Annotated in this window: 26 protein-coding genes; 12 read left to right on the top strand and 14 right to left on the bottom strand. The window is 63.7% G+C overall.

Features of this window, described 5'->3' with window-relative positions; genetic code table 11:
- Nucleotides 1-175 precede the first annotated feature (175 nt).
- Nucleotides 176-955, top strand: a complete 780-nt coding sequence (locus tag AC0L3C_RS08775; RefSeq protein WP_007614982.1) for a protein phosphatase CheZ — start codon at nt 176-178, stop codon at nt 953-955.
- An 83-nt stretch (nt 956-1038) separates the two neighbouring features.
- Here AC0L3C_RS08775 and AC0L3C_RS08770 read toward each other — a convergent pair whose 3' ends face one another.
- Nucleotides 1039-1560, bottom strand: a complete 522-nt coding sequence (locus AC0L3C_RS08770) for a hypothetical protein (RefSeq protein WP_007596953.1) — start codon at nt 1558-1560, stop codon at nt 1039-1041.
- Nucleotides 1561-1873: 313 nt separating this feature from the next.
- On the opposite strand from AC0L3C_RS08770, the gene AC0L3C_RS08765 reads away from it, so the two are divergent.
- The 3 genes from AC0L3C_RS08765 (at nt 1874) to AC0L3C_RS08755 (ending at nt 5362) form a co-directional block, all read left to right on the top strand.
- Entirely contained in the window at nt 1874-2170 is a 297-nt protein-coding gene (locus AC0L3C_RS08765) for a co-chaperone GroES (protein ID WP_007596954.1), read from the top strand.
- 146 nt (nt 2171-2316) lie between these two features.
- A complete protein-coding gene (gene groL, locus AC0L3C_RS08760; protein ID WP_027520435.1) occupies nt 2317-3948 on the top strand; it encodes a chaperonin GroEL in 1632 nt (543 codons plus the stop codon).
- 202 nt (nt 3949-4150) lie between these two features.
- Nucleotides 4151-5362: a hypothetical protein gene (locus AC0L3C_RS08755; RefSeq protein WP_473278642.1), complete on the top strand. Its 1212-nt coding sequence runs from the start codon at nt 4151-4153 to the stop codon at nt 5360-5362.
- A 153-nt stretch (nt 5363-5515) separates the two neighbouring features.
- On the opposite strand, the gene AC0L3C_RS08750 is transcribed toward AC0L3C_RS08755, so the two are convergent.
- Entirely contained in the window at nt 5516-5914 is a 399-nt protein-coding gene (locus tag AC0L3C_RS08750) for an META domain-containing protein (protein WP_473407679.1), read from the bottom strand.
- 138 nt (nt 5915-6052) lie between these two features.
- Nucleotides 6053-7717: an L-lactate permease gene (locus tag AC0L3C_RS08745; RefSeq protein WP_473407678.1), complete on the bottom strand. Its 1665-nt coding sequence runs from the start codon at nt 7715-7717 to the stop codon at nt 6053-6055.
- Between the two features lie 313 nt (nt 7718-8030).
- Here AC0L3C_RS08745 and AC0L3C_RS08740 point away from each other — a divergent pair, with 313 nt between their 5' ends.
- On the top strand, nt 8031-9794 hold the full coding sequence (locus AC0L3C_RS08740; RefSeq protein WP_473278644.1) for an ABC transporter ATP-binding protein/permease: 1764 nt from the start codon (nt 8031-8033) through the stop codon (nt 9792-9794).
- A 251-nt stretch (nt 9795-10045) separates the two neighbouring features.
- On the opposite strand, the gene AC0L3C_RS08735 is transcribed toward AC0L3C_RS08740, so the two are convergent.
- The 5 genes from AC0L3C_RS08735 to AC0L3C_RS08715 form a co-directional block, all read right to left on the bottom strand.
- A complete protein-coding gene (locus tag AC0L3C_RS08735) occupies nt 10046-11059 on the bottom strand; it encodes a TorF family putative porin (protein WP_473407721.1) in 1014 nt (337 codons plus the stop codon).
- Between the two features lie 416 nt (nt 11060-11475).
- Nucleotides 11476-11835, bottom strand: a complete 360-nt coding sequence (locus AC0L3C_RS08730) for a histone (RefSeq protein ID WP_473265745.1) — start codon at nt 11833-11835, stop codon at nt 11476-11478.
- A 99-nt stretch (nt 11836-11934) separates the two neighbouring features.
- Entirely contained in the window at nt 11935-13257 is a 1323-nt protein-coding gene (glcF, locus tag AC0L3C_RS08725) for a glycolate oxidase subunit GlcF (protein WP_473407677.1), read from the bottom strand.
- On the bottom strand, nt 13258-14493 hold the full coding sequence (locus tag AC0L3C_RS08720) for an FAD-binding protein (protein ID WP_473407676.1): 1236 nt from the start codon (nt 14491-14493) through the stop codon (nt 13258-13260).
- Nucleotides 14494-14555: 62 nt separating this feature from the next.
- Nucleotides 14556-16049, bottom strand: coding sequence for an FAD-linked oxidase C-terminal domain-containing protein (locus tag AC0L3C_RS08715; protein ID WP_473407675.1), 1494 nt, complete (start codon nt 16047-16049; stop codon nt 14556-14558).
- 273 nt (nt 16050-16322) lie between these two features.
- On the opposite strand from AC0L3C_RS08715, the gene cycA reads away from it, so the two are divergent.
- Entirely contained in the window at nt 16323-16718 is a 396-nt protein-coding gene (cycA, locus tag AC0L3C_RS08710; RefSeq protein ID WP_473407674.1) for a cytochrome c-550 CycA, read from the top strand.
- 116 nt (nt 16719-16834) lie between these two features.
- On the opposite strand, the gene AC0L3C_RS08705 is transcribed toward cycA, so the two are convergent.
- On the bottom strand, nt 16835-17791 hold the full coding sequence (locus AC0L3C_RS08705; RefSeq protein ID WP_473265740.1) for an alpha/beta fold hydrolase: 957 nt from the start codon (nt 17789-17791) through the stop codon (nt 16835-16837).
- A 325-nt stretch (nt 17792-18116) separates the two neighbouring features.
- On the opposite strand from AC0L3C_RS08705, the gene AC0L3C_RS08700 reads away from it, so the two are divergent.
- Nucleotides 18117-18299 (top strand): hypothetical protein, encoded by a 183-nt coding sequence (locus AC0L3C_RS08700; protein ID WP_007596968.1) that lies wholly within the window; start codon nt 18117-18119, stop codon nt 18297-18299.
- 12 nt (nt 18300-18311) lie between these two features.
- Here the strand turns inward: AC0L3C_RS08700 and AC0L3C_RS08695 are convergent, their stop codons facing one another.
- The 3 genes from AC0L3C_RS08695 to ykgO form a co-directional block, all read right to left on the bottom strand.
- Entirely contained in the window at nt 18312-18572 is a 261-nt protein-coding gene (locus AC0L3C_RS08695) for a hypothetical protein (RefSeq protein ID WP_007596971.1), read from the bottom strand.
- A 124-nt stretch (nt 18573-18696) separates the two neighbouring features.
- Nucleotides 18697-19338: a tetratricopeptide repeat protein gene (locus tag AC0L3C_RS08690; RefSeq protein ID WP_473265738.1), complete on the bottom strand. Its 642-nt coding sequence runs from the start codon at nt 19336-19338 to the stop codon at nt 18697-18699.
- A gap of 107 nt (nt 19339-19445) precedes the next feature.
- Nucleotides 19446-19571, bottom strand: a complete 126-nt coding sequence (gene ykgO, locus AC0L3C_RS08685) for a type B 50S ribosomal protein L36 (protein ID WP_006611362.1) — start codon at nt 19569-19571, stop codon at nt 19446-19448.
- A 323-nt stretch (nt 19572-19894) separates the two neighbouring features.
- Here ykgO and AC0L3C_RS08680 point away from each other — a divergent pair, with 323 nt between their 5' ends.
- Complete coding sequence (locus AC0L3C_RS08680; protein WP_473265737.1) at nt 19895-20779, top strand: amidohydrolase family protein; 885 nt, start codon at nt 19895-19897, stop codon at nt 20777-20779.
- A 114-nt stretch (nt 20780-20893) separates the two neighbouring features.
- Here AC0L3C_RS08680 and AC0L3C_RS08675 read toward each other — a convergent pair whose 3' ends face one another.
- On the bottom strand, nt 20894-21241 hold the full coding sequence (locus AC0L3C_RS08675; RefSeq protein ID WP_473265736.1) for a MerR family transcriptional regulator: 348 nt from the start codon (nt 21239-21241) through the stop codon (nt 20894-20896).
- 84 nt (nt 21242-21325) lie between these two features.
- Between AC0L3C_RS08675 and AC0L3C_RS08670 the strand changes: the two genes are divergently transcribed.
- The 4 genes from AC0L3C_RS08670 (at nt 21326) to AC0L3C_RS08655 (ending at nt 24565) form a co-directional block, all read left to right on the top strand.
- Entirely contained in the window at nt 21326-22336 is a 1011-nt protein-coding gene (locus tag AC0L3C_RS08670; RefSeq protein ID WP_473278653.1) for a zinc-dependent alcohol dehydrogenase family protein, read from the top strand.
- A 93-nt stretch (nt 22337-22429) separates the two neighbouring features.
- Nucleotides 22430-23161, top strand: a complete 732-nt coding sequence (locus AC0L3C_RS08665) for a haloacid dehalogenase type II (protein ID WP_473407673.1) — start codon at nt 22430-22432, stop codon at nt 23159-23161.
- A gap of 41 nt (nt 23162-23202) precedes the next feature.
- Complete coding sequence (locus tag AC0L3C_RS08660; protein ID WP_473407672.1) at nt 23203-23670, top strand: YbaK/EbsC family protein; 468 nt, start codon at nt 23203-23205, stop codon at nt 23668-23670.
- Between the two features lie 55 nt (nt 23671-23725).
- A complete protein-coding gene (locus AC0L3C_RS08655) occupies nt 23726-24565 on the top strand; it encodes an adenylate/guanylate cyclase domain-containing protein (protein ID WP_473265732.1) in 840 nt (279 codons plus the stop codon).
- Nucleotides 24566-24633: 68 nt separating this feature from the next.
- Here AC0L3C_RS08655 and AC0L3C_RS08650 read toward each other — a convergent pair whose 3' ends face one another.
- Nucleotides 24634-24990: a hypothetical protein gene (locus tag AC0L3C_RS08650; protein WP_473265731.1), complete on the bottom strand. Its 357-nt coding sequence runs from the start codon at nt 24988-24990 to the stop codon at nt 24634-24636.
- Nucleotides 24991-25004 lie beyond the last annotated feature (14 nt).

Raw genomic sequence — 25004 nt, 5'->3', positions numbered from 1 at the left:
CGGCGGCGGCGCAATTTGGCGATCAGCGTTTATTTTCGATGAACGCCGTGCACGCATGGTTAATCGCTCGTTTGCAGGCCGTCGCGCACAACCGCCACGACAGTTCCGGCTGTGAACTTCGTGTTAAATCGCTTCTGTCTACAAAGACGCGTGAGTGAGGTGGGGGGAGTTCTTGATGGCTATTCACCGCAAACGTTTTCGTGTCGAGGAGGCTATTGTCGGCGAGATGCCCAGCCCCGAAATGATTGAGGAGGCTGCGCCGATGCATAGCGAGATCATGGCCGAGTTGCGTGCGATCCGTGCACAGATGGCGAAGGGCACCGCGCCCTTGTCCGGCAGCGCCGCCATGGCCGCGATCGACGCCTCCACCGCCCACGAGCTCTCCGAAGCCCGTACCATGCTCGACACTTACCGGGCGCAGATCGAGCAGTGCGAGAAGCTGAAGGTCGAGCTCGACCTCATCCACGACGCCATCGACCGTACCAAGCGCGAGATCGCGACACTGCACGGCAAGAGCTTCGACGGCGGCGAAATGGCCAAGGTCAATGGCGAGCTCGGCGCGGTCGTCGGCGGCACCGAACAGGCGACCCAGCAGATCCTCGAAGCTGCCGAGTCGATCGACCAGGCGGCTAGCGCGATGGCCAAGGTGCAATCGGCCGATCAGCAGAAGCGGCTCGCCGACGATATCCAGGAACGCGTCATCTCGATCTTCGAAGCCTGCAACTTCCAGGACCTGACCGGCCAGCGCATCAGCAAGGTCATGAGCACGATGAAGTTCATCGAGCAGCACATCAATTCCATGATGGAGATCTGGGGCGGCGTCGACGCGATCAAGTCTCATGTCGTGCCGCAGGTCGACACCCGCAGCGATGACGACAAGCTTCTCAACGGCCCGAAGCTCGCCGGCGACGTCGGCCACGCCTCGCAGGACGACATCGACGCGCTGTTCGACTGAGCGGACGCGGCACCCTGAATAACAAAAACGCCGGCGCAAGCCGGCGTTTTCTGTTTTTGGACGTCTTTGGGAGAGCGGGCCGCCTACGCCCTCGGCGCGCAGCGGACGTAGACCATGTTGCCGTAGCGGGTGGCGGCGTCCTTATCGATGAAGCGGGTGATGAGGACGCGGCCGTCGAAGGAGACGATCTCGCGGTCCTGCTCGCCGGGCGTCGGACCCGCCGGCCCGATATAGTTCTTGCCGCTGGGCGAACCCTTCAGCCGCAGCTCCTGCGGTGTTGCCTGGTCCGCCAGATGCATGATCACGCCGCCGGAGGAGCCGGCGGTGATCACGTAAGGATTTTTGCATTGGGCCCGGGCGGCAGCCTCGGTACGGGCGCGGTCGGCCGGGTTCTGGAACGAGGCGAGGCCCCAGCGCCCGACGATCTCGTCGGCGCGGATCGACGCGGGCATTTCCGGACCGGTGCCGGGCTCGGCCTCGGGGGGCGGTGAGGACGAAGAAAAGGACGGCAGGCTCATGCCGCCCCCGCAGGCGCCAAGCAGCAGCGCCAGGCAAGAAGCCGCCGCCAGATTGGCGACCGTGCGCGCGTGAGCTGAACTGATCATGGCATTCCCCCGGACAAAACCATGGCCGCACCCCTTCCGCAGCCAAGCGCAAAACCGCTGCCGGAGCAATGACGTCCTTTAATACGCCGGCGCCCCGAACAAGTTTCCAATGTCACCATCCTATATCCGTCTCACCAATCGCTTAACCACCTTTGCTTGACAGGATCGCGGCCAAGCCATATTCCCGGACGCACCATTAGCACTCTGAAAGATGGATTGCTAACGCGCGCCGATCGATCCTCGGGAAGGGTGGACGGAAGCGCCGCCCGCCCACTTCCTCTCCTTCCGAAGCGAGCCTCCAAAGGGAAACGTCATGACTAAATCCAAATTTCGTCCGCTGCATGACCGTGTCGTGGTCAAACGTATCGACGCCGAGTCAAAGACCAAGGGCGGCATCATCATTCCGGACACAGCCAAGGAAAAGCCGTCCCAGGGCGAAGTGGTCGCCGTCGGCCCCGGTGGCCGCGACGAGGCCGGCAAGCTGATCCCGATCGACCTCAAGGTCGGCGACCGTGTGCTGTTTGGCAAGTGGTCGGGCACCGAGGTCAAGATCGACAACGATGAGCTCCTGATCATGAAGGAGTCGGACATCATGGGTGTGATGGCCTAAGGCCAGACGCCTGAACGGCCGCTGAATGCATGCCCGGGTCATTCGATCCGGGCATGCATCATTCCGCCGGGTTCGATCGCGGACCCCGGAATGAGGCAACCCAATAAGCAAGACACATCACGAAAAAAGAAGAGGAATTGCAGACCATGGCTGCCAAAGACGTCAAATTTTCCGGAGACGCGCGCGATCGCATGCTGCGCGGCGTCGATATTCTCGCCAACGCCGTCAAGGTGACGCTCGGCCCCAAGGGCCGCAACGTGCTCATCGAGAAGTCGTTCGGCGCGCCCCGCATCACCAAGGACGGCGTCACCGTCGCCAAGGAGATCGAGCTCGAGGACAAGTTCGAGAACATGGGCGCCCAGATGGTGCGTGAGGTCGCCTCCAAGACCAACGATCTCGCAGGCGACGGCACCACCACCGCGACCGTGCTGGCCCAGTCCATCGTACGCGAAGGCGCCAAGTCGGTTGCCGCCGGCATGAACCCGATGGACCTCAAGCGCGGCATCGACATCGCGGTCGCGGCCGTCGTCAAGGACATCGAGAAGCGCGCCAAGCCGGTCGCCGCCTCCTCCGAGGTCGCCCAGGTCGGCACCATCTCGGCCAACGGCGATGCCGCCATCGGAAAGATGATCGCGCAGGCGATGCAGAAGGTCGGCAACGAGGGCGTCATCACCGTCGAGGAGAACAAGTCGCTCGACACCGAGGTGGACATCGTCGAGGGCATGAAGTTCGACCGCGGCTATCTCAGCCCCTACTTCGTCACCAACCCCGAGAAGATGACCGCCGAGCTCGAGGACGCCTACATCCTCTTGCACGAGAAGAAGCTGTCCGGCCTGCAGGCCATGCTCCCGGTGCTTGAAGCCGTGGTGCAGTCGGGCAAGCCGCTCGTCATCATCGCCGAGGACGTCGAGGGCGAGGCACTGGCCACCCTGGTCGTCAACCGCCTCCGTGGCGGCCTGAAGGTCGCCGCCGTCAAGGCGCCGGGCTTCGGCGACCGCCGCAAGGCCATGCTCGAGGACCTCGCGATCCTCACCGGCGGCCAGCTGATCTCCGAAGACCTCGGCATGAAGCTCGAGAACGTCACGGTGAAGATGCTTGGACGCGCGGGCAAGGTGGTGATCGACAAGGAGAACACCACGATCGTCAAGGGCGCCGGCAAGAAGCCGGAGATCGAGGCCCGCGTCGGCCAGATCAAGGCCCAGATCGAGGAGACCACCTCGGATTACGACCGTGAGAAGCTCCAGGAGCGCCTCGCCAAGCTCGCAGGCGGCGTCGCGGTGATCCGCGTCGGCGGCGCCACCGAGATCGAGGTCAAGGAGAAGAAGGACCGCGTCGAGGACGCGCTCAACGCCACCCGCGCCGCGGTGCAGGAAGGCATCGTCCCCGGCGGCGGGGTCGCGCTGCTCCGCGCCAAGAAGGCGGTCGGCCGTCTCACCAACGCCAATGCCGACGTCCAGGCCGGCATCAACATCGTGCTGAAGGCGCTGGAAGCCCCGATTCGCCAGATCTCCGAGAACGCGGGCGTGGAAGGCTCGATCGTCGTCGGCAAGATCCTGGAGAACAAGTCCGAGACCTTCGGCTTCGACGCCCAGACCGAGGAGTATGTCGACATGGTCGAGAAGGGCATCATCGACCCCGCCAAGGTGGTGCGCACCGCGCTCCAGGACGCCGCCTCGATCGCCGGCCTGCTGGTGACCACCGAGGCCATGGTCGCCGAGTCGCCGAAGAAGGACGCCGCGCCCGGCATGCCGGCCGGTGGCGGCATGGGCGGCTTCTAAGGCCGATCCCTAGCCCACAGTGTTGCGAAGGCCGCCTCCGGGCGGCCTTCTTTTTTGGCGATCATGCCCCGTGCTTTCCAATTCAACCGGCGGCCAAAACCCACTACGGTGACGCCCGATTCGAATTGTTTGGGCCTGATCTCAACGGAAAACCGCTTCACACTTTTCCGGATCATGCCCCATTGCCTCAGGGATTTCCTAGATGCGCGCGCTTGTGTTTTGCTCCACGGCCGTTCTGGCGGCTCTGCTTGCAGTTTCGCCTGAGGTCGCATCCGCCCAGATGAAGCTGGCGCCGAAGGCCACGGCGCCCGGCGGCGTCGAGACGCGCTATTTCACCTCGATCGACGGGTTGATGGACGGTAATGCCGACGTGATCCTGAAGGAGACACGCCAGGGCAAGACCGTCACCGCAGCCGTGCTCGACGTCTGTTATCCCGTCGCGAAGAATTCCGACCGCAAGGACCGCTTCGTCGTCAATCTCCAGGTCGCGGGCCAGAACCTGACGGGTACGACGCAGAGCCTCGGCGCGAAGGCGCCGGTCACCGTCAAGCTGCTGCGCAAACAGGCCGGAGACACGTTCGAATTCCGCGGCCAGATCAGCATTGGCCAGGCCGTGACCGAGGTCACCTCGCCCGACAATTCCGATCTCAGCGAGAAGGAATTCCTCGACAACCAGACCTCCGACGACGGCATCACGCCGCAGCCGAAGGATTTCACCGACGTCTCGCCGGAAGCGATCGCGGTCAAGGTCAAGCTGGATGCCGCGACCGAGTTCCTGAAGAGCCTGAAGGGCCAGGACGTCGAGGTGACGCTGGCGAGCCTCACCGTCGGCTGCGACGCGCTGCGCGCGGGCGAGCAGACCATCAACATGTCGGTCGATCCGGAGCGCGCCGGCGCGCTGCTGGCAAAATTCAAGGCGATGCCCGGCGTCACCGCCGCGGGCTGGACCGCGGGCATGACGGAGATGGACCGCACCATCCGCATTCCCGCCGCCGACTGGCGCGACGGCGACAAGATCAACCGCGACAAGCTCGCGGCCGCGGTGGCTGGCGTGCTGAGCAGGACGCTGGCGGCAAAGCCGGTCTCGCAAAGCTTCAACCCGGCGACCGGCAAGCTCAAGCTGGTGTTCAAGCGGCCGAACCAGGACTTTCCCGCGCTCGAGCTCACCGACACGATCGAGGTCGCGGGCCTCGTCTCGCCCGACAAGCCCGGCACGACCGACAAGCTCATGCTCTGGGTCGGGAATCCCGTGACCACGACCACCGACGAGAGCAGCGGTGCCAAGCTCAATCTCTCGGACGAAGCGACCGCCGACGAGGAAGGCGATCAGCCCGACGACAACGGTTCGGTCGAGGCGCTCGCCAAGGAGCTGAAAGGCCAGCGCTGGGACGCCGACAAGTCGGTGTGGAAGTAGACCCTCGTGCCCCGGACGCAGCGCAGCACGTCATTGATGCGCTGCTGAGCCGGGGCCCAGAAGCCGCGCACGAAATCGACGACAGATACCGGGGTCCCGGCTCTGCGCAGCAGCGTTGCACGCTGCAGCACGTCCGGGACACGAGAGCGAGACCTAATTCCCGTTGACGCGGAAGCGCAGCGGCTTGGGGCCGACGAGCGTCAGCACGTCGCCCTGGCGCTTCCAGGTCTCGACGCTGCCCAGCGCTGCAACGAGATCGTCGTCGGCCTGGGCCCTTGCCGGCGGACAGGAGCGGTCCTGGATCTGGCCGGGGACGAAGATCACGGTGTTGCCGGCGACCGAGAACTGGCCCTTGCCGCCCTTGCACCAGAGCTCCAGCACCACCTCGCCATTGTCGCCGATCTCGATGTTCGGGATCCGTTTCGAGCCCGGCTGCGGCAGCGCCTCCAGCGTCATCTCGGTGCCGAACGGAAAACCGTCCTCCGCACGCGCGAGCGTGGACATCGCGAGCATTGCAACCGCCGCACACATCATCTGCCTGAACGAAACCATGAGACCTCTCGACCGACCTGACTTGCGGCACCTTCTATAAGACGGTGGCGCCGTTGAGAAGGTTCGCCCATGCGCCACGCAAAAATCCCCGCGAGGACCAACCTCGCGGGGATTTGGGTTGAAGCCGGGCGTGGCCTGCTACTTCAGCACCATCGCCGTGAACGGATAGACATAGGCCTGCAGCGTCACGAGCACACCGACGAGGCAGGCCAGCACGATCGAGTGCCAGAACACGAAGCGCAGGATCGTGCCCTCATGGCCGTACCAGTTGGTCGCGGTCGAGGCGACCACGATGGACTGCGCGTCGATCATCTTGCCCATCACGCCGCCGGACGAGTTGGCCGCACCCATCAGGATCGGCGACAGGCCGAGTTGCTCGGAGGTGATCTTCTGAAGATTTCCGAACAGCACGTTGGAGGCGGTGTCCGATCCCGTCAGCGCCACGCCCAACCAGCCGAGCAGCGTGCCGAAGAAGGGATAGAGCACGCCGGTTGCGGCGAAGGCGAGGCCGAGCGTCGCGTCGACGCCAGAGAGCCGCGTCAGCGTGCCGATCGCGAGCATCGCCGAGATCGTGATCAGCGAGATTGCGCACAGCCGCATGGTGCGGCCGTACTGGATCACGAGCTTGCCGGGCCCGACGCCCATCAGGAAGCCGGAGATGATCGCGGCAATCAGCATGCCTGTGCCGGTGAACGAGAGATAGGTGAAGCCGAACACGGCGCTCTCTTTCGTCGGCCCTGGCGCGACCGGCGGCATCTTGTTGATCATCTGATGCAGCTCGGGAACGGGATAGCTCCAGGTGAAGATCGAGTTCGCCCAGGTCTTGAATCCACCATTGCCCCAGATCAGCATCACGATACAAACGATGATCCACGGCAGCAGCGCGCTGAACAGCTCGCTCTGCGTCAGCGGCGTCTTGTCCATCGGTTTTGCCGCGGCCATGGTGGCGGCCGATTCATCGCGCCCGCGCAGCGCCGGGGACAGCCAGAGCTGCCTGGGCTGCCAGACCTTCAGGAACAGGATCAGCGCGCCCATCGAGATCAGCGAGGCCCCGATGTCGACGATCCAGGGATTGATGAAGTTCGAGATTAAGAATTGCGGGACCGCGAACGACACGCCGGTGACCAGGATTGCCGGCCAGACGTCCTTCATGCCCTTCCAGCCCGCGAACGCCCACACCACCCAGAACGGCACGATCAGCGAGAAGAACGGCAATTGCCGGCCGACCATCGCGCCGAGGATGTAGGGATCAAGCCCGGTGACCGAGGCAAGGCCCTGGATCGGCGTGCCCAGCGCCCCATAGGCGACCGGCGCGGTGTTGGCGATCAGCGACAGGCCGCTTGCTGCAAGCGGCGAGAAGCCGAGGCCGATCAGGACGGCGCCCGTGATCGCGACCGGCGTGCCGAAGCCCGAGGCGCCCTCGAAGAACGCACCGAACGAGAACGCGATCAGCAGCAATTGCAGCCGCCGGTCCTCAGTGACGCCGCCGACCGCGCGCTTGAGCAATTCGAAGCGTCCGGTGCTCACCGTCACCTGGTAGAGAAAGATGACGTTGAGAACAATCCAGCCGATCGGGAAGAACCCGGTGACGATGCCCAGCACCGAGGCGCGGATCGACATGTTCGCCGGCATGGTAAAGACGAAGATCGTGATCAAATTGGCCACGATCACGGCGATGACCGCCGCGATATGAGCCCGGACGCGGCCGCTCGCGATCAGGACCAGCAATGTGACGACAGGGACCGCCGCCGCGATCGTCGACAGCACAGGGCTGTGCAACGGGTCATAAACTTGATTCCACATGATCTTCCTCCCCCACGCATGTGTGCTGCAGGCGGCCCGCGTGGACAGCCGATCCTGCTTGACGCTGAAGCGATAACCCCCGAGCTGGACGCGAATTCCTCGCGAATGCAGCGGTTCCCGTCCGCTCACAAGCTCGCGAAATCCCGGAGGCCCCCACCCCGCGCCGATGCGCCCCATGCTAGGGTTGCAAGCTGCGACAAGCCAACGCAAATTGCAGCACTTGCGACTTTAGTCTAAGCGCGCCGATTTCCGCCGTCGTCCCAGGTCTTTGGCCCTTGGCAGTTGTGCACATCCCCTCAGGAGACAGAGCTCTGTGAAGAACATCAGCGCCACGCTCGCGATCGTCTGGCGAATCGCCGCCCCGTATTTCCGGTCCGAGGACAAATGGGCTGGCCGCGGCCTGCTCGCCGCTGTCATCGCGATGGAGCTGGCACTGGTCGCGATCGACGTCCTGGTCAATCAATGGCAGAACCGGTTCTACAGCTCGCTGCAGGCAAGTGATTGGGATAGTTTCGTCAGGGAGATCTGGATCTTCATCGGCCTCGCCTCCGCCTTCATCGCGCTGGCGGTCTATAAGCTGTACCTGAACCAGTGGCTCCAGATCCGCTGGCGGCAATGGCTGACCCGGCACTACCTCGGCGAATGGCTGCAAGGCGCCACCCATTACCGCATGCAGCTCAAGGGCGATGCGGCGGACAACCCGGACCAGCGCATCACCGAGGACGTCAAGAATTTCGTCGAGCAGACCCTGACTATCGGGCTCGGCCTGCTCTCGTCGATCGTGACGCTGTTCTCCTTCGTAATCATCCTCTGGGGCCTCTCCAACGCCGCGCCGCTGCACCTGTTCGGCGCCGATCTCATGATCCCCGGCTATCTGTGCTGGGGCGCGCTGGTCTACGCGATCTTCGGTACAGCGCTGACGCACTGGATCGGCGCCCCGCTGGTCAACCTCAATTTCGAGCAGCAGCGCTTCGAGGCCGACTTCCGCTTCAACCTCGTCCGCGTCCGCGAGAATTCCGAGCAGATCGCGCTGCTCAAGGGCGAAGGCGCCGAGCGCGGCCGGCTGCTGGAGCGCTTCGGCTTCGTGATCGGCAATTGGTACGCCATCATGAGCCGTACCAAGCGCCTCACCGCGTTCACCGCGAGCTATCAGCAGGCCGCCGTGATCTTTCCCTACGTGCTGGTGGCGCCGGCCTTCTTCGCCAAGAAGATCCAGCTTGGCGACATGATGCAGACCGCCTCGGCCTTCTCGAGCGTACAGGGCGCATTGTCGTTCTTCGTCACGGCGTACCGATCGCTGGCGGAATGGCGCTCGATCGTCGCGCGCCTCGACGGCTTCGAGATGTCGGTTGATGCGGCCGCGCACCTGCCGCCGCACGAGCCTGCGATTGCCCTCAAGGCCGCCGGCGGCAATCGCAATATCGCCCTCGAACAGCTCTGCGTGAACCTGCCGAGCGGCACGCCGCTGGTCGCAGCCGACGCCTTCTCCGTCCAGACGCCCGAGCGCGTGCTGGTGACCGGACCGTCGGGCTCCGGGAAGTCGACGCTGTTCCGGGCCATCGCCGGCATCTGGCCGTTCGGCACCGGCAGCATCTTCGTCCCGGAAAAAGCGAAGCTGATGATGCTGCCCCAGCGCCCCTATTTCCCGGTGGGCGTGCTGCGCGACGCGGTGGTCTATCCGGCCGCGCCGGGCGCGTTCGAAACCTCACGTGTCAGGGATGCGCTGATCGCGGTCGGGCTGCCCGACCTCGCCGAGCGGCTCGAGGAGGACGGTCATTGGAACCGGATGCTGTCGCTCGGCGAGCAGCAGCGCCTGGGGCTCGCCCGCGCGCTGCTGCATGCGCCGGACTATCTGTTCCTGGACGAGGCCACGGCCTCGCTGGACGAGCCGTCCGAGGCCCGCCTGTACCGGCTGCTGGCGGAGAAGCTGCCACAGGCCACCCTCGTCTCGATCGGCCACCGCTCGACGCTGGAAGCCTTCCATACCCGCAAGGTGACGATGGTGAAGCACGGCTCGATCCACGTCCTCGGCGACGGTGGTGTGCCGGTCGAGAAGGAGCCGAGCGCGGCACGCTGAGAACGCTCGACCAAGCCCTGAGGCTAATGGCCCTTCGTTGCGGCCCTCCTTCGAGACGCCCGCCTTTGACGGGCCCTCAGGATGAGGTCTGTCCTCGCGGTGAAATCTGTGAGCCCTCCTGGTGAGGAGCAGGAGCCCGCCGGAGGCGGGCGTCTCGAACCATGCGGGCCCCCGGCCTGTGCGCCAAAGTCCCAAAGCATAAGGGCGGCAGGTTGCCCTGCCGCCCTCATCAAGTCGCTTCGGGAAGAAGCTTACTTCAGGTTGCTCATCGCGGTCAGGTCGAAGGACAGCTTGGCAATGCCGGCCGCGCCGCACCAATTGGAGCTAGCACCGCCCGGATTGATCGGGGTAACGCTAGTGGTGCCGGTGGCATTGAACGCGCTGGTGAAAGCGTTGCAATCACCCTTGCTCAGGTCGGTGTCGGAGTAACGCAGATCCAGCGTCATCACTTTATAGGTGAATCCGATGCCGATGTTCCAGGTGTTATAGCTGGGCTCGGGAATGCCTGCCGTGTAGTTCGGGAAGCCAGCAAGCTGAGCCACGCCATAGAAGGAATCCGAAGTTCCGAACCACTGGCGGCCGAACTCACCCGAAACGTACATTCCGACGCCGCTCGAACCAAATGTCGTGCTCGGCGCGATCCACTTGCCGGTGATCGACAGGTAGTTGCCCCAAGCGCCGGTATTGAGGAAATTCGGCGAATAGAATTCGTTGAGGCCGAACGAGAAGCTGTCGTTCACGGTGTAGGTCACCTTGCCATAGACCTCGTAGAAGCTCGCATCCCTCTTCGCGACGTTGAAGTTGGTCAGTGTATTGGCGATACACTCAGCGTTCAGCGCGTTTCCTGCGGTGTCGGTGACAGCGCCGCCGCCATAGTAGCAGGTGCCGCCCGGATACAGATAACCCCAAACACCAACGTCGAAAGCGAAGGCACCGAAGGTCGGACGAATACCGCCGTAAATGTCAATCTCAGCGGCCGCACGATTGGGAAAGGAGATGCTCTCTCCGGCCACACCGGCGTACAGCTGCAGGTCCTTGGTGACGTTGTAGCGCGGCTCAAAATAGGCTGCGACTGACGCCTTGTGGTTCGACTGGGTGATACCGCGGAAGATGTAATCGTTCATGATGGCGCCGCCGAAGGCGATATCCCAGGGATCAAACGCAACCACCGGCGGGGCTTTCTTAGCCTTCACCGCCATGTCTGCCGCGAAAGCCGAGCCCGTCACCATTGCCAGCGCCGTTGCCAACAAAGCCACTTTTTTCATTTCGATCCCCATCACCAGTTCTAAGACCCCAGCCGGATCCCGGAAGCCCCCCGGAACGCACGACCTGATTGCAAATTTCGTAACTGCGGCAATCTGGATGGGGTGAGGCAAACCGTGAAGCAAAAAACACGGGCATCTGCCGACTTTTTGGGCGTTCTGACGATTCCACGGAAGGTTGTCAGCCTGTGTGTCTTCTCGAACACATTATTTGCATTCCAAAGTGCACTGGGAGGCCCGGGTTAGTACGGGTCCTGCGGTACCGTGCTGCCCGCGCCACGAATCAGGCTGCCTCCGGACAAGACCATCCTCCGCGCGCCGTCGCGCGATGCAAAAAGGCCGCAGCATCACCGCTGCGGCCTTCCTGTTGTCGATCGTGGTCGTCGGATGGGGGTCCAGCCCTTGGCCCGACCTTGGGCCTAACCCTGTCCCTCGGCCGGCGTCGAGTCCGCAGAAGACGAAGGCATCGCCCAGCTTGTCTCGGCGGCGGGCTCAGGAGCCGGAGCTGCCGGCGTTGACGGCTTCGGCGCGGGAGCTGCCTTCGCCTTCTTCGGCGCCGCTTTCTTCGCAGTCTTCTTGGCGGCCTTTTTGGGCGCAGCCTGCTTAGCGGCCTTCTTGGCCGCCTTCTTCGGCGCGGCCTTCTTCGCAGATTTCTTTGTAGCCTTCTTGGCAGACTTCTTCGCGGACTTCTTGGCTGCCTTCTTTGCGGTCTTCTTCGCCGCTACCGCCTTCTTGGCCTTTTTAGCCTTCTTGCTTTTTTTCTTCTTCGCTTTCGCCATCGTGGTCCTCCTGTTGCCGCCGAACAATGGTCGATCGGGTGTCGTCAGCCGCCACCTCCGGACGAAAGCTCAGCCCTCGAAAGCTCAGTCTTCGAAAGCTCAGTCTTGCGCGTTCAACGCCGGCCGCGACCCGCCCGTAGCCCAATCGAGAAGCTCAATCGTGTGTACGACCGGAACTGACGTGCCACTGGCAATCTGCACCATGCAGCCGATATTGCCTGCGGCAATCATGTCCGGCTTGACGCTCGCGATGTTGGCGACCTTGCGATCGCGCAACCGGCCCGCAAGCTCGGGCTGGAGAATGTTGTAAGTCCCCGCCGAACCGCAACACAAATGGCTCTCCGGCACATCTTTCACCACGAATCCATTATTGGAAAGCAATTCTTTCGGAAGGCCCGTGATTTTCTGCCCGTGCTGCAACGAACACGCAGAGTGATAGGCGACGACGATGTTGTCCTGGCGCGCGGTGGCCGCGAGTCCAAGGCCGGCGACGTATTCAGTGATGTCCTTGGCGAGCGCAGAGACCTTCGCCGCATCGGCGGCAAACGCAGCGTCCTCGCGCAAAAGATAGCCGTAGTCCTTGATCACGGTGCCGCAGCCTGACGCCGTCACCAGGATCGCGTCGAGCCCCTCGCCGGCCGCTTCCGCGCACCACGCCGCGACATTGGCGCGAGCCCGCGCCAATGCGTCCTGGTCGTTGCCGAGGTGATGGGTCAGCGCGCCGCAGCACTGCTCGTCCCTGACAAGGACGACCTCGATGCCGTGGCGCGTGAGGAGACTGATGGCGGCCTGGTTGATGCGCGGCGCAAGAACCTGCTGAGCGCAGCCCTGGAGCAGCGCGACCCGGCCGCGCTTCTTGCCGAGAGCCGCGAACACACTCCCGGCGGCGGGCCCCCGCGGCGGCAGCCGGCTCGGCGCCAGCGCCAGCATCGCCTTGAGGCGCAGGATCATGCCGGGCGTCGCCGATGGCCGGGGCGTCGGCAGCAACGCCGCCAGCGGGCGGGCCAGCCGTGCCAGCACCATGCTGGCGCGGAAGCGCTGCGGGTCCGGCAGGACGAAGGCCAGCACCCGGCGCAGCAGCCGCTCGACCAGCGGCCGCTCGTAACGCTGCTCGATCCTGACCCGGGCCTGATCGACCAGATGCATGTAATTCACCCCCGAGGGGCAGGTCGTCATGCAGGCCAGGCACGACAGGCAGCGGTCGACATGTTTGACCACTTCGGCGGTCGGCGTCTGATCCTTCTCCAGCATCTCCTTGATCAGATAGATGCGGCCGCGCGGGCTATCGAGCTCGTCGCCAAGCAGCACATAGGTCGGACAGGTTGCGGTGCAGAAGCCGCAATGGACGCAGGCGCGCAGGATCTTGTCGGCTTCCGCGATGTCGGGATCGGCGAGCTGCGCGAGTGAGAATTCGGTCTTCATTCAGCAAGCGCCCCGCGTCAGCCGGCCCCGGTTGAGGATGGTCTTCGGATCGAAGCTGGCGCGGACCCGCTCGCTCAAGGCGGCAAGACCAGGGGCTTGCGGGTGGAATACATCGATCGTGCGCCTGATGTCCTCGGCCGCCCGGATCAGCGTAGCGTGCCCGCCGGCCGCATTTGCACGTTCGCGCACGGCCGGGCCATGCGCGTCCGGCTTCGGGGGCAACGCCGCCCAGATCAGTCCACCACCCCAATCGTAGATCAATTCGCCGCCGGTCTCGCGCGCCAGCAGCGTCCCGAGCGCCGCGCCCGACGCCGGCGGACAGACGATCCGCCAGACCGGCCAGGCCCCCAGCGCGCCGTCAGCCGCGAACGGCAGGACGTCGCGGATCGTGGTCCACAGCGCCGCTGACACCGTGTCCTCGACGAGAGTTGCGGTTCCGAACGGCGCCAGCAATTCGCGCAGCGAGCCGGCACGGTGGGCGGCCGAGGCGGTAATGCCCTCGAGCCGCAGCATGGTCAGCGCCTCGCTTTGGCCTGCGATATCGCCGAGGCCTTCGATCCTGGTCCGGAACGCCGATGTCGGCAGGTGCGCGGCCCCGGAGACGTCGAAGGGCGAGCCGAGCGCCGCCGTCATCGCCTGGTTGGCGGCGGCATCGTCGAGCCCGCGCAGCAACAGCGTCCGCTCGGCCTCGGGCTTCGGCATCACCTTCAGCGTGACCTCGGTCATGACCGACAGCGTGCCCCAGGAACCGGCGAGAAGCTTGCAGAGGTCATAGCCGGTGACGTTCTTCACCACCTTGCCGCCGGTCTTGAAGCTGTCGCCAAAACCGGAGACGGCATGCGCCCCGAGCAGATGGTCGCGCGCCCCACCCGACTTGATCCGGCGCGGACCGGCCAGTCCAGCCGCGATCATGCCGCCGATGGTGCCTGATACCGGCGTGCCGAGCAGCGGCGCGGTGTTCATCGGCTCGAAGGCGAATTGCTGGTTTTTGGCATCGATCAGCGACAGCACGTCGGCCAACGGCGCGCCGGCCTGGAGCGTGACAATGAGTTCGTTGGGCTCGTAGGCGGTGATGGCATTCAGCGCGGAGACGTCGAGCACGGCATTGGTCGCCATCGCATGGCCGATGCTACGCTTGGAGCCATGGCCGATGATCTCGAGCGGCTGCTCATTGGCAATCGCCGCGCGCACCACCTCTTCGACGTCTTTGGCGTCTCGTACCTTGAGCGTATCCACGACTGAGGCGGTAGCGAAATTTGCAGCGAAAATCAAATCTGGCGCGTTGCAGCGAGGCGACGTTAAAATCGCGGGATGTCGGGAAACGCCAGCTTCCCAGCATGGACGTGCATGCGGCCGAGCTCGGCGCAGCGGTGCAGGGTCGGAAACACCTTTCCGGGATTGAGCAGGCCCTGCGCGTCGAAGGCGCATTTCAGGCGCTGCTGCTGGCTGAGGTCGATCTCGCTGAACATCTCCGGCATCAGATCGCGCTTCTCGATGCCGACGCCGTGCTCGCCGGTGAGCACGCCGCCGAACTCGACGCAGGCGCGCAGGATGTCGGCGCCGAAGGCTTCGGCGCGCTCGATCTCGCCGGGCTTGTTGGCGTCGTAGAGGATCAACGGATGCAGATTGCCGTCGCCGGCATGGAACACGTTGGCGCAACCGAGCTGGTATTTTTCCGAGAGCTCGCGGATGCGCGCCAGCGCCTTCGGCAGCGCACCGCGCGGGATGGTGCCGTCCATGCAGAGATAGTCCGGCGAGATGCGGCCGACGGCGGGGAACGCAGCCTTGCGCCCCGCCCAGAACAAATTGCGCTCGGCCTCCGAGGTCGAGATCTGGCAGGTGGTCGAGCCGCAAGCGTTCGCAATCGCCTCGACCCGCGTGATCAGCTCGTCGACCTCGATCTTGGGACCGTCGAGCTCGATGATGAGGAGCGCCTCGACATCGAGCGGATAGCCGGCATGGACGAAGGCCTCCGCGGCGTGGATCGCGGGCTTGTCCATCATCTCCATGCCGCCGGGAATGATGCCGGCGCCGATGATGCGCGCCACGCATTCGCCGGCCGCCTCGACTTGCGCGAATCCGACCATCAGCGCGCGCGCCGTCTCCGGCTTTTGCAGGATGCGCACCGTGATCTCGGTGATGACGCCGAGCAGGCCTTCCGAGCCGGTGATGACGCCCATCAGGTCGTAGCCTGAGTTCTCCGCCGATTTTCCGCCGATGCGCAGGATCTCGCCGCTCATCAGCACGATCTCGCAGCCGAGCACGTTGTTGGTGGTCATGCCGTATTTCAGGCAGTGCACGCCGCCGGAATTCTCCGCGACATTGCCGCCGATCGAGCAGGCGATCTGCGAGGACGGATCCGGCGCGTAGTAGAATCCGGCATGGGCGACGGCCTGGCTGATCGCGAGGTTGGTGACGCCGGGTTCGGTGACGACGGCGCGGTTGTCGAAATCGATCTCGCGGATGCGCTTGAACTTGCCGAGTCCCAGGAGCACGCCGTCTTCCAGCGGCAGCGCGCCGCCGGACAACGAGGTGCCGGAGCCGCGCGGCACCACTTTGATGCCCTGCCCTGCACAATATTTCAGGACGAGCGAAACCTGCTCGGTCGTGTCGGGCAGCACCACGACCATCGGCGGCTGCCGATAGGCCGTCAGTCCGTCGGATTCATAGGCCCGCATCTCGGCAGGCGTATCGATCACGCCTTCGCCCGGCACGATTGCGCGCAATGCAGCCACGATCTCGGCGCGACGCGCGAGCACGGCCTGGTCGCTCGCGGGCATCATGATGGCCATATCACATCCTTCATGGCGTATCCTTCCGGCTGAGGCCGCAGGATCGAATTGTCGCGGCAAATCAACCATGTCCGCGGTGGTTTGGGTAGGCCATCCGAAAGTCGGATCGACGATCTTGCGCGAGTTCGCTCTGGGACAAGTAGGAAATCGTGAAACCTGTCATGGTTTGGCGGCTTGTCCAAGCCGGGCAGGCCTGCCAAAACCGGCAGGTCCGACCATTGCCGATCAGGCAAGCAACTGACCAGCCCCCAGGGAAGAGACGAAGAGCACCCGATGACAAAACTGATTTTTGGCGCATTGACCATCCTCACCGCGATTGCCACAGCACCCGCCGCGATGGCGCAGGACGTCGCGGCCGGCAAGTCGTCGTTCAACAAATGCCTGGCCTGTCACGCGATCGGCGAAGGCGCCAAGAACAAGGTCGGCCCCGAGCTCAACGGCCTCGACGGCCGCAAGTCCGGCACCGCGCCGGACTACAATTATTCCGACGCCAACAAGAATTCCGGCATCACCTGGAACGAGGCCCAGTTCAAGGAATACATCAAGGACCCCAAGGCCAAGATCCCCGGCACCAAGATGGCATTCGCCGGCATCAAGAACGAGAACGAGATCAACAATCTCTGGGCCTACGTGTCGCAGTTCGACAAGGACGGGAAGGTCAAGCAGTAAGCGCGTGTGAGGCGGTCGCCGGAGCTTCGGTTCATTGAATCAGAACCGAAGCTCCAGGTTCTTGTTTTGACGCGTTTTCTTCACGCGAACCGGCAGCCACTTCGCTCGAAAACGCTCTAATCGGCGACCGCCTGCGCCGATACGATTTTCCCGATCATCGTCTCGATCTCCGCCTTCACGAGATCGGGCACCGCGTTCTGCACCATGTGGCCGAGATCAGGCAGCACGATCAGCTTCGCATTCTGCACGGTGGCGGCGAACGGGCGCGCGTGAATGTCGGTCTTTACCGTCTTGTCGGGTTCGCCGGCGATGATCGTGACCGGCGCCGATATCTCGCCGTAGCGCGCAACCTGCGCGGCGACCGCTTCCTTCAGCGTCACCAGATCATAGGCATTGGCGATGAACTCGCGCGGGCGCAGCAGCAGCGGCGTCGCGGAGTCCTGCACGAAACCGTCTGGCATCATTTGCGGCAGGAAGACGTTGCGCGCGCCGGGCTCGCTCAGGAAGTAGCCCAGCGGCAGGGTTATGGTGTAGGCGAGCAGCGGGCCGATCACGGGCGTTGCGATGACCTCGTTGTAGCGGCCGACGCCGCCGCGCCAGGGATGGGTGACGGGCGCGAGCATCACAAGGCCCGCGACGCGGCCGGGATGATCGAGCGCCAGCCGTGCGCCGAGCGCACCGCTCCAGGAATGCACCACGAAGACCGCGCGATCGATCCCGAGCTTGCCGAGCGCCTCATCGATCATCCGCACCTGGACCTCCGGGGTCGAATCCTGCCGCCGCGCCCGCGTGCTCCAGCCGTGACCGGGACGGTCGATCAGGATCACGCGATGATTCCTGGCGAGGAGATCGCCGAGCGGCCGCCGCATCGCTTCGAGATTGGAGCTCGCGCCGTGCAGCATCACGATCGGCAGGCCCGAATCGCGCGGGCCGATATCGACGAGGTGAAGCACGGCGCCATCGACCTCGATCATCCGGCCCTGCGGTGGAAAGGCGCGTTGCACGGCGAGGACGCCGGCCTGCGTGACCAGCGCCAGCACAACCAGCGCGGTCACGACTGACATCACGATCATGGATGGAATCCGGGCGATCCAGGGCACAGGGCAGTTACGTGGCTTGCGGGCGGCAGTTTCGCCCGGGGAGCCCCCGCGCTCCACTTGAAATGCCGGGGCTGTGGATATGTGCATAATTCAAGCGGGAAAAACGCAACGAAATCAATACTGGCCCGGGAGCACGCAAGCCTCGAAACAGCTTCATGCCTTCGTCATCGCAGCTTCCTTATAATCGCCACGGTCGGTTCCGCCATTTAGACGCGGGTGGGCGCCGATCGTGCTCGCAGCCCTCGGGGATGCGGGAAAGACCGGCAGGATTTATCCTGATTTGAACCGGAGAATTGCGATGAGCCTGAGATCCAAAGACACTGCGATCGACGAGATCGTGGCAAGCTGCCACGGCGACCTGCGCGGTGCCGTGCGCGCGCTGCTGCTGATCAACGAGCACCTCGAGACGGAGCTTGCAAAGGCTTATGCCGCCGCAGTCGATCGCGGCCTCGCCGAGCGCGAAGGCAGCGTTTTGCACTAGGTTGCTGTCGACCTAGTTCGTGCTGTCCTCGTCCTTTTCCTCGTCAGGCGTGGGTGCGGGACAGGCGCGGATGGTCGAACGGGCGAGCTTGGCGTCGGCCTTCGATTTGTAAGGACCGTCACCGAACCAGACGTCGCCGATGATCACGGGATTGCTGGTCACGATGTTGCATTTTCCGGTGGCGCGATTGCCGACCACCCAGAACAGTCCGTCGGCGAGGCTCGCCGTGCCCGACGCGAGCAGCAATGTACCTGCAAAGATCAAACGCTTCATGGCTGTGCTCCCGCGATGAAGGTAGGCCTGCGGCGGGGCCACCCACACCCCTCGTGACGCGGCGCGTGTGATCGTGGTTAATCGGCTAGCGCCGCATTCGCTCGAGCAATGATCGACTTGTCCGCTAAATATCGCGGCCTTCGACCTTCTCGGTCAGCGCCTTGACCTGATCGGGGATCTTCTCGAGGTGCGGGTTGACGGCGAGCGCCTTGCGGTAGGCCTCAAGTGCGCGCTTTTCGTCGCCGACCTCCTGCATGATCATGCCGAGGCCTGCGAGCGCGCCGAAATGGCGGGGCTCGCGGATCAACACCTCGCGAATGTCGGCGAGCGAGCGGCCATAATCGTTCTGCATGTAGTAAAGCGTGGCGCGACGATTCCAGGCTTCGATGTAGTCGGGCCTGAGCTTGACGACTGAATCCAGCAGCTTGATCGCAACCTCGATCTTCTTTGCGTCGACCGCGGTCTTGGCCCGCGCCATCAAAAGCGCCGCGGTGTCGCTCGGGGTCTGGATCCAGATCGCCCAGATCCGCGCCTCGACATGCTTGGCGCTGGCCTCGTCGGGCGCAGCTTTCAGCGCGCCGAACAGGAAATCGAGATTCTTGGTGCGATCGACCTTGGGCAGCTTGGCCGGCGCTTCCGGAAGTTTCTTCTGCTTGCCGGGCGGGGTCGGCGGATCAATCTGCTGTGCCAGCGCCGGAGCGAGTCCGGCGGCTCCCAGCACAAGGGCCAGACACAGGGTGCGCGCGACGGAGAATCTCACTGCCATGGTCGAAGTCTAAACGCGCAAAGCCGCCCTTGCAAAGCAAAGGCGGCGTCAAACTCGTGTGAGACCGTGGTCTTGCGGGGCGCGCGCGGGCGTCCGGCAGGGCGAAATCAGCCCTGACGCGCCTTGAAGCGGCGCTGCACCTTGTTGATCACATAGACCCGGCCCTTGCGGCGGACCAGGCGGTTGGCGCGATGGCGACCGCGCAGCGATTTCAGCGAGTTACGGACCTTCATGGCAGAATCCTGAACGTTCGAAAGGCCGTGTTCGGCACTACCGTTTCGGCACGCGCGAATGAGGCAAAATGAGATTTTCCCGCTGGCGGACCGACCGCCCGGGACGGGGCGGTTCTTAAGGCATGGGAGGACCGGATGTCAATGTTAACTGGCCCGATCCCACCCAGCAAATTCAGGAAAACAACCCCATGCAAAGTAGAAGCGGCCGGATCGGCCCAATCAGCATCTCGGACGGTGCCTGCCCCACAACGCCTTGTCCCACAACGCCTTGCCAAGTTCGTTATATCATATAATCAATTCGGCAACCCGTCGGGAGGAAACCCATGCCGAAGCTGAAGCTGCCCAATATCGACGACGTCGTCGCCATCGACATCCATACCCACGCCGAGGAGCCCTGCGGCACCCATCCCGACGACGGCTATGACGACTTCCAGGCGCAGATGGCGGACTATTTCAAGTCGCCGCACAAGCATCCGCCGACCGTGCCGGAGACCGCGGCCTACTACCGATCCAAGAAAATCGCCGCGGTGATCTTCCCGGTCGACGCCGAGCGCGAGACCGGCTTCCGCCGCTACAAGAATGAGGAGATGCTGGAGATCGCCTCCGACCATCTCGACGTCCTCATCCCCTTCGTCTCGATCGACCCGCACAAGGGAAAGCTCGGTGTGCGCGAGGCGCGCAAGCTGATCGAAGAATACGGCGTGCGCGGCTTCAAATTCCACCCAACCATGCAGGGCTTCTACGCCAACGACCGCATGGCCTATCCGCTCTATGAAGAGATCAACAATGGTGGCGCGATCGCGCTGTTCCACACCGGCCAGACCGGCGTCGGCTCGGGCATGCCCGGCGGCATGGGGATGCGGCTGAAATATTCCAACCCGATGTACATGGACGACGTCGCGGCGGATTTCCCCGACCTCAAGATCATCCTCGCCCATCCCTCCTTCCCCTGGCAGGAAGAAGCGCTGTCGGTCGCGACCCACAAGCCGAACGTCTACATCGACCTCTCGGGCTGGTCGCCGAAATATTTCCCGCCGATCCTGGTGCGCTACATCAACTCGATCCTGCAGGACAAGATGCTGTTCGGCTCGGACTGGCCGGTGATCACGCCCGACCGCTGGCTGTCGGATTTCGCCAAGATCGAGATCCGCGACGAGATCCGGCCGAAGGTGTTGAAGGCGAACGCGCGGAAGCTGCTGGGGATCTAGGCGCGTACTCGTCAGCGCATCGAGGGCTTCGACGCTGCTATCGAAGCCCTCACACTCAAACCCTCAAGGCCCAAGACTTTGGCGCGGTGAATCCGATGGCCGCGTTGCGTGCGATCAATTCACGCTTGCCAGATAGCCCGCTAAAATTGTCCGGCTTTCGCTGAGCGTCTCAATACGTTCATCGATCAGGCCGACCTGCTGAGCGAGTATTTTTCGCAGCTCGTTGCACGGCGTGAAAGCCGGATCGTTGTTCCGCACGCACGGGAGCAACCGCTTGATGGTTTCGAGCGTCATCCCCGCGGCGCCGAGCATCTTGATCCGCCGTACGGCTTCCTCTTCGGCCAGGCCATAGTCGCGATAGCCGGAGTTCGTCCGCAGCGGCGCGAGCAGTCCTTCGCCTTCGTAGTAGCGCAGCATCCGGACGCTGACCCCCGTCCGCCGGGAGAGTTCGCCGATTTTCATCTGAAGCCTCTTGACCCTGACAGCACTGTCAGACCTTACAGAATTTGCTCGTCCAAGTGAATGCCACTTGTGAAGGGAGCAACGATGAAAGCCTACCATTTGAACGGCCAAGCTGGTGCTGGCCACCTTGCGCGCGCCGAAATCAGCAAACCCGAACCCGCCAATGGCGAGGTCCGCATTCGGGTCGAAGCGGCAAGTCTGAATTACCGCGACCTCCTGATCCTCGACCGTGCAGGCCGAGGCGAGCTCAACGGCCGCGTGCCACTCTCCGACGGCGCGGGTGTCGTTGACGCCGTCGGCGCCGACGTCGCGCAATGGCAACTCGGAGACCGCGTCGCTGCATCGTTCTTCCGCGATTGGATCTCGGGGCCGTTCAACTCCAGCTATATTCCGTCATCCCTCGGTGGCAACACGATGGACGGAATGCTGGCTGAGTATGTCGTGCTGCCGGCGACCGCGCTGGTGTCCGTGCCAGCGCATCTGTCCGCGGTGGAGGCAGCGACCCTGCCCTGTGCCGGCGTCACGGCTTTCCACGGCCTGATCGCGCGCGGCGGGATGCGCAAAGGCGACACGCTGTTGGTCCAGGGAACAGGCGGCGTCGCGCTGTTCGGGCTTCAATTCGCAGCGGCGCTGGGGGCGCGTGCGATCGTGATATCCTCCTCGGATGAAAAACTCGCCCGCGCCAAGGCGCTGGGCGGCTCGATCCTCATCAACTATCGCGACACGCCTGACTGGGATGTGGGCCTGATGAAGGCGACGAATGGCGCCGGGGCCAGTCATATCCTCGAACTCGGCGGTCCCGGCACCTATGACCGATCGCTGCGATCGGTCGCTTCGGGTGGCAAGATCGTTCAGATCGGGGTTTTGACGGGGTTCGGCCCCAAGCCCGACCTCGCGCGCCTTCAGTGGGAGAATGCCGACATCATCGGTGTTACCGTCGGATCGGCCGAACACTTTGTCGCGATGAATCGCTTCCTGACCGAGCATGCGATCCACCCGATCGTCGATCGGGTCTACGATTTCGACGACGTTCTCGAAGCATATGCGCACCTCCGGACCGGCTCACACTTTGGCAAGGTCGTGATCGGGCTTTAGAAATCAGGGGCCCAGTTCGCGTTTCCGTGTTGGATCGATACCGTAGCGCCTTGTATAGTCCATGCGCCCGCAGCAATCCCGGGGACAGGTCAATTGAGTCTCAAAGCCGTTGTCTTCGACGCCTACGGAACGCTCTACGACATCCAGTCGGTCGCGGAGATCACCGAGGATGCGTTTCCCGGCTACGGTGAGATCATCACGCAGATCTGGCGGATCAAGCAGCTCGAATACACCTGGTTGCGCTCGCTGATGCGGCGCTACCAGGACTTTGCAGCCATCACGCGCGACTCGCTAGCCTATACGCTGCGCGTGCTCGGGCTCGCTTACGAGAACGAGGCATTCGAGCGCGTGATCGAGAAATATCTGCATCTCGATCTCTATCCGGATGCGACGGCAGCACTCACGGCTCTAAAACCGCGAAAACTCGCGATCCTCTCCAACGGCAGTCCGGACATGCTGAATGCGCTCGTGCGCAACTCCGGCCTCGACGCCCTGCTCGACGCCACGATCAGCGTCGACGCGAAGAAGATCTTCAAGCCGAGCCCGGAGGCCTATGAGCTGATCGGCGAGGTGCTCGGCACCGCGCCTGACGAGGTGCTGTTCGTCTCCTCCAATCCCTGGGATGTCGCGGGCGCGAAAGCGTTCGGACTGAACGTTGCCTGGATCGAACGGGTCACGCCCGAAGCGATGGCGCTGGCTTGCGTCGAGAACGAACTCGTGGCACCGCTGACGATGTTCAAGGCGATCCGCACCCAGATGGACGAGCTCGGCTTTGCGCCGGATCATCGTGTCCGGGCGCTCTCGGAGCTGCCAGGGATTGCCTAGGCATCGCCGCCCGCCCATGAGTCTGGAATGAGCCGACCTGAATGAGCCTTCAATCCGTTCGCGATTTCTTCGCCGAAAAAGCCCCCGACATATCAGTCATCGAATCCCCGATCAGCTCCGCGACCGTGCCGTTGGCCGCCGAGGCTTATGGCGTCGAGCCCGGACGCATCGCCAAGACGCTGTCGTTGCGGATCGGCGAACGCGTGATCCTGATCGTCGCGGCCGGCACCTCGCGCATGGACAACAAGAAGGTGAAGGCGGCGTTCGGCGGCAAGCCGAAGATGCTGGGACTGGAAGAGGTCGCCGAGATCACCGGCCACGAAGTCGGCGGCGTCTGCCCGTTCGGATTGAAGGCACCGCTGCCGGTCTATTGCGACGTCTCGCTGAAAGCGTTCGATGTGGTGGTGCCGGCCGCCGGCTCGACCCACAGTGCGGTACGCATCACGCCGGAACGGATGGCCGAGCTGACCGCAGCGGAATGGGTCGATGTCTACGAAGTCAGGCCGTAAGGCAGCTGCGGGATGCCTGATGCATTTGCCGGTCAGGGAGGCTAATGTACAGACCATGCCCGACGATAAGGTCAAACGGCGGCTGACCACCGTGCTATGCGCCGATGTGCACGGCTATTCTCGTCTCATGGAAGCAGACGAGGCGGGAACGCTGGAGACGCTCCGCCGCTACCGCACGGCCATTGCGCGATTGGTGGAGCGCCATGACGGCCGGATCGTGAATACCTGGGGCGATGCTGTCATCGCCGAATTCGCTAGCGTCGTCGAAGCCGTGCAGTGTGCGGTCGAGATTCAGCAGGAAATTTCCAACCAGGATTCGGCCCCACCTCCCCCGATGCGGTTTCGCATCGGCATCAATCTCGGCGATGTGATGGTGGATGGTTCCGACCTCTACGGAGACGGGGTCAATATCGCGGCGCGTCTGCAAGAACTTGCCGAACCCGGTGGCATCGTGATCTCCAGCTCCGCCTATGATCAGGTGCACAACAAATTGTCTGTTGGCTTCGACTGCCTCGGCCAGCGTCCAATGAAAAACATTGCTCCCGTGACCAGCTATCGTGTGACCATGAGCGGCCAAACCGCTCAAGCACGGAGCTTTCCGCCTGGCGAACGCCCGACGTCTCAGACCGCAATGGCGGGGTCGCAAACTGACGCCGCGCGCCGCGACAGATCCGAGTCATCCAATTGGATGGGCTTCGTTTCAGACGGGCTGGCGAAGCTGCCCCGCCCGATTGCGGGGGCCCTCACGGTGTCGGCCTTTCTGATTCTGATCAATATTTTCACCGGCATGCACAAGATCTGGTTCCATTGGCCGGTGGCAGCTTTGCTCTTCGGCGCCATCATGCGGACGGCGCTCCGGGATCGACCTGAGTCGGGCGGCAAGGGCGAGCGCTGAACGAGGCGGCACGGCCGCATCTTCGCGCCCACTGCTGTGCGCGCGCCCGGATCATGCCTTGGGCAGCACTAATCGTCGCTATCGTCATAAGGCCGCGGCTGCGCCTGCGGAGGTGGTGGCGGCACATTGTTGTATCGCGGCGCCGGCGCCACGCGATTGCCCGGAACCTGCTGCTGCGGCGGCATCTGATTGTTGGACTGGAACACCGCGCGACAACCGCTGGAGAGCTGGGGCGTGTTCTGCCGCAAGCAGGCGGTAATGCGACTCACATCGGGGATCTGGTCGCTGCACAGCCGCCACACATCCGGCGTGCAGGCCATCTGCTGCTCCATGGTTCCGCGATACTCTTCAGCGGATGCAGCGCTTTGCGCGGCGATGCCGCCGATCGCAAGCGCTACACCCAGCGCAATCCGCTCTGTTCGCATGTCCGATTCCTTCG

The sequence above is a fragment of the Bradyrhizobium sp. WSM4872 genome, assembly GCF_055811715.1.
Note: the sequence above shows the minus strand (reverse complement) of the source record. Positions and strands in the feature narration are given on the sequence as shown.